Origin of the sequence: Cedecea sp. VD22, from assembly GCF_037150195.1 — a bacterium.
GTDB lineage: Bacteria > Pseudomonadota > Gammaproteobacteria > Enterobacterales > Enterobacteriaceae > Cedecea.
This window is the reverse complement of the sequence record NZ_JBBCPX010000031.1, coordinates 1-4,438: the sequence shown is the minus strand read 5'-3', so window position 1 is coordinate 4,438 and position 4,438 is coordinate 1. Positions and strand designations below refer to the sequence as shown.

Here is a 4,438-nt window from a genome sequence, read left to right as displayed (position 1 = left end):
CCTGGCGGCCGTAGCGCGGTGGTCCCACCTGACCCCATGCCGAACTCAGAAGTGAAACGCCGTAGCGCCGATGGTAGTGTGGGGTCTCCCCATGCGAGAGTAGGGAACTGCCAGGCATCAAATAAAAGCGAAAGGCTCAGTCGAAAGACTGGGCCTTTTTGCTGTGCGCGTTCTACTGAGACAGACAAGCCATTCTCAACAGGATCGGGTAAACTATTCTGGTTTATATTCCGGAAAATGGCTGACATGAACTCCTCTCTTAAACCCTTCAATACTTTCGGTATTCAGGCAACTGCGGCACATATTGTTATCGCTGAATCTGTACAACAGCTTACTGAAGCGTGGGCAGAATCGACGCAGGCTCATCAGCCGGTACTTATCCTTGGGGAAGGGAGTAATGTTCTTTTCCTCGAAAACTTCGAAGGCACGGTCATTATCAATCGTATTAAAGGGATTGAAATTGCTGAGACGGATGATGCCTGGTTGCTCCATGTCGGTGCTGGTGAAAACTGGCATCACTTCGTGGAATATACTCTCCAACAAGGCATGCCAGGTCTGGAAAACCTTGCTCTGATACCGGGCTGTGCTGGCTCATCGCCCATTCAAAACATTGGTGCATATGGTGTTGAAATTAAACAGGTATGTAACTATGTCGATTGCGTTGAGCTAAGTAATGGCCAGGCATTGCGTTTAACAAACGCAGAATGCCGCTTTGGCTACCGGGACAGCATCTTTAAACATGACTACCAGGACCGCTTTGCAATTGTAGCCGTTGGCTATCGATTGCCTAAAGCCTGGAGGCCGGTTCTCAGCTACGGCGACCTGAGTAAACTGGATCCGTCGACCGTTACACCCCAGCAGGTTTTTGAAAGCGTCTGCAATATGAGGAGCTCGAAGCTGCCCGATCCAAAAGTGAATGGTAATGCCGGTAGTTTCTTCAAAAACCCCGTTATTAGCGCGGAACAGGCAGAAAAACTGATTTCTTGTGGCGCGAACGTCCCCCATTACCCTCAGCCAGACGGCAGCGTTAAACTTGCAGCAGGTTGGCTGATCGATCAATGTCAGTTGAAGGGATACCGCATTGGTGGAGCCGCGATTCATCGGCAACAGGCTTTGGTCATCATTAACGAAGAAAATGCCAGCAGCGCAGATATTGTTGCCCTTGCACACTACGTACGCCAACAGGTTGGTGAAAAGTTTGATGTCTGGCTTGAACCAGAAGTTCGCTTTATGGCGAGCAAAGGGGAAGTCAGTGCCGTGGAGACTATCGGGTGAAAGACAATCGGGTTCCGTTAACGTTAATTAGTATTCTGGCAGACGGTGAGTTTCATTCAGGTGAGCAACTGGGTGAGCAGTTAGGGATGAGTCGTGCGGCTATTAATAAGCATGTACAGACTCTGCGAGACTGGGGGATTGATGTATTCACCGTGCCGGGGAAAGGATATAGTTTGCCGGAGCCTATCCAGTTACTGGATGAAGGTTTTATTACGTCACAAATAGCTGACGGGAGCGTGGCTGTCCTTCCGGTGATTGATTCCACCAACCAATACCTGCTTGATCGCCTCAATTCCCTTCAATCTGGTGATTCCTGCATAGCCGAATATCAGCAGGCCGGGCGTGGAAGACGAGGCCGTCAGTGGTTCTCGCCCTTTGGAGCAAATCTCTATTTGTCCATGTACTGGCGTCTGGAACAGGGGCCAGCTGCGGCAATTGGACTCAGTCTGGTTATTGGCATTGTGATGGCGGAAGTATTACAACGCCTTGGCGCTGAAGACGTCAGGGTAAAATGGCCAAACGACCTCTATCTGAACGACCGCAAGCTCGCCGGTATTTTGGTTGAACTCACCGGGAAAACGGGAGATGCCGCGCAAATCGTTATCGGTGCTGGGATTAATCTTGCGATGCGTAATGTTGCTACAGATGTGATTAATCAGGGATGGATCAACCTCCAGGAAGCTGGCATCCGTATTGACAGGAATACGCTAGCGGTCACTCTAATCCAGGAGTTACGTACGGCACTACAGCTGTTTGAGCAGGAAAGTTTATTACCGTTCCTGCCTCGTTGGGAAAAACTGGATAACTTCATCAATCGACCGGTAAAACTCATTATTGGGGAACGAGAGGTCCATGGAATATCTCGAGGCATTAATGAGCAGGGTGGATTATTGTTGGAGCAGGACGGAGTAATAAAAGCTTGGGTTGGCGGTGAGATTTCTCTGCGCGGCGCAAATTAAAGAGAGGGGGAATTCCCCCTCATCTTATTATTTTCTCAGTTTGACACAATCAACAGCATGATTAGCACTTTTTGTCATAATCAAGCTTGCGCGATCGCGAGTTGGTAATATGTTTTGTTTTAAATTCAATAAATTAATTTCATTCCATAGCTGCGTTGCAATATTTATGGCTTCATCTTTAGAGAGCTTTGCATAGCTGTGGAAATAAGAGTTTGGATCGGTGAATGCACCTTCACGGAATTTTAAGAACCGATTTATATACCAATTCTGTAATAGCTCTTCCGGCGCATCTACATATATAGAAAAATCTACGAAGTCAGAAACAAATACATGATGTGGATCGTGGGGATAATCCATTCCGCTTTGCAGAACGTTTAACCCTTCCAGAATCAAGATATCCGGCTGGGCAACGGTCTTATCGCCGTCGGGGATCACGTCGTACACCAAATGTGAGTACACCGGCGCCGTCACGTTGGTTGCACCCGATTTGATGTCGGAGACAAATTTCACCAGACGATGCATATCATAGGATTGCGGGAAGCCTTTCTTCTTCATCAAATTGCGCTCTTTAAGCACTTTATTTGGATGAAGGAAGCCGTCGGTGGTGATCAGTTCAACTTGACGGTGCTCAGGCCAACGGCTGAGTAGCGCCTGCAGCACACGCGCTGTCGTGCTCTTTCCGACAGCCACACTTCCCGCAATACTGATGATGTAGGGAATACGTTGGCCATTGGTGCCAAGGAACTGCTCGAGTACCGCCTGGCGCCGCAGGTTTGAACTGATATAGAAATTGAGCAGACGAGACAGCGGCAGGTAAATCTCCGCCACCTCTTCCAGGGAAAGGTCTTCGTTAATGCCTTTTAACCGGGCGATTTCCCCTTCGGTTAACGTCATGGGAACAGAGTCGCGCAATGCTGCCCATTGGCTCCGGTCAAATTGTAGATAAGGGGTTGTTGCCAACATTTGCTCTTTATTACTCATAAGCATGCTTCTGCCTGTAATTCAGGACAAAATTTACGCGCTACATTCTCGAACGCAAGTAATCAGACGTTGTGTATAAAAAGTATGCCGCGTATTTAACTTTTCAACAGTGGGCAGGAGGGTAACACCTGAATGAAGAGAACGATAAGAAAAAATCAACAACAGTGATGTATTACGGCGGGTACATCACGTTGCGCTTACAGTGAAAGAAGGGGCTGCGAGCCATTTTAGAGGGGCAGTCTTATTTCTGATGATTATTATTTGTCATTCAGGCATCGTCAGGCGCCTACTCCCAGGAAAAACGGATGCCGGGAACGATGAAAATTTGCTCTCAATTGGTGCTTTAGCCACCATATTCTCGAGATCTAGCGCAAAATGTGAGCGGTAGTGCATTTTATGCGATTTTTTTGTTGCATGAGCGGCGCTCTCTTCCTAGAATGCGCGCTACTTGATGCCGGCTTAGCTCAGTAGGTAGAGCAACTGACTTGTAATCAGTAGGTCACCAGTTCGATTCCGGTAGCCGGCACCATCAAGTACCCCAGGTGGGGTTCCCGAGCGGCCAAAGGGAGCAGACTGTAAATCTGCCGTCATCGACTTCGAAGGTTCGAATCCTTCCCCCACCACCATATTCGGCAACGCATTGCGAAGCCCGGTGCGATAAACGAACAGTTTGTCGACCCGAATACTGAGAGGCCTTCTCTCATATTCACTACAGAAAGATTCAGGTAGCCGAGTTCCAGGATGCGGGCATCGTATAATGGCTATTACCTCAGCCTTCCAAGCTGATGATGTGGGTTCGATTCCCACTGCCCGCTCCAACAAGATGTGCTGATATAGCTCAGTTGGTAGAGCGCACCCTTGGTAAGGGTGAGGTCGGCAGTTCGAATCTGCCTATCAGCACCACTTCTTTATCTCCTCCCTGTTTCTCTTCTGTTAATGCATTCAGCTAATTCAGGCATATGCCTGGTTGATGTGGTGATATCACCGATTTATCCGTGTCTTAGAGGGACAATCGATGTCTAAAGAAAAGTTTGAACGTACAAAACCGCACGTTAACGTCGGTACTATCGGCCACGTTGACCATGGTAAAACAACGCTGACCGCTGCAATCACTACCGTTCTGGCTAAAACCTACGGTGGTTCTGCTCGTGCATTCGACCAGATCGATAACGCACCAGAAGAAAAAGCTCGTGGTATCACCATCAACACCTCCCACGTTGAGT

Annotated in this window: 4 protein-coding genes, 4 tRNA genes and 1 rRNA gene; 8 read left to right on the top strand and 1 reads right to left on the bottom strand. The window is 48.5% G+C overall.

Annotation, left to right across the window (positions count from 1 at the left end; genetic code table 11):
- The 3 genes from rrf to birA all read left to right on the top strand — a co-directional run bounded on the left by rrf (window position 1) and on the right by birA (window position 2,234).
- Window positions 1-116: ribosomal RNA gene (rrf, locus tag WFK85_RS23240) — 5S ribosomal RNA — on the top strand.
- 130 nt (window positions 117-246) lie between these two features.
- Entirely contained in the window at window positions 247-1,275 is a 1,029-nt protein-coding gene (gene murB / locus WFK85_RS23235) for a UDP-N-acetylmuramate dehydrogenase (protein ID WP_336709913.1), read from the top strand.
- Window positions 1,272-2,234: a bifunctional biotin--[acetyl-CoA-carboxylase] ligase/biotin operon repressor BirA gene (gene birA / locus WFK85_RS23230; RefSeq protein ID WP_336709911.1), complete on the top strand. Its 963-nt coding sequence runs from the start codon at window positions 1,272-1,274 to the stop codon at window positions 2,232-2,234. The genes murB and birA overlap by 4 nt, the downstream gene beginning before the upstream one ends.
- Window positions 2,235-2,261: 27 nt before the next feature.
- Here birA and coaA read toward each other — a convergent pair whose 3' ends face one another.
- Window positions 2,262-3,215, bottom strand: a complete 954-nt coding sequence (coaA, locus tag WFK85_RS23225; protein WP_034808670.1) for a type I pantothenate kinase — start codon at window positions 3,213-3,215, stop codon at window positions 2,262-2,264.
- A gap of 453 nt (window positions 3,216-3,668) precedes the next feature.
- On the opposite strand from coaA, the gene WFK85_RS23220 reads away from it, so the two are divergent.
- The 5 genes from WFK85_RS23220 to WFK85_RS23200 form a co-directional block, all read left to right on the top strand.
- Window positions 3,669-3,744: transfer RNA gene (locus WFK85_RS23220), tRNA-Thr, on the top strand.
- Window positions 3,745-3,756: 12 nt separating this feature from the next.
- Window positions 3,757-3,841, top strand: a tRNA-Tyr gene (locus WFK85_RS23215).
- A 117-nt stretch (window positions 3,842-3,958) separates the two neighbouring features.
- Window positions 3,959-4,033 (top strand) — tRNA-Gly (locus tag WFK85_RS23210).
- Between the two features lie 9 nt (window positions 4,034-4,042).
- Window positions 4,043-4,118: transfer RNA gene (locus tag WFK85_RS23205), tRNA-Thr, on the top strand.
- Between the two features lie 112 nt (window positions 4,119-4,230).
- Window positions 4,231-4,438 (top strand): GTP-binding protein (locus WFK85_RS23200; RefSeq protein ID WP_021242225.1); only part of this gene is annotated, 208 nt, incomplete at its 3' end.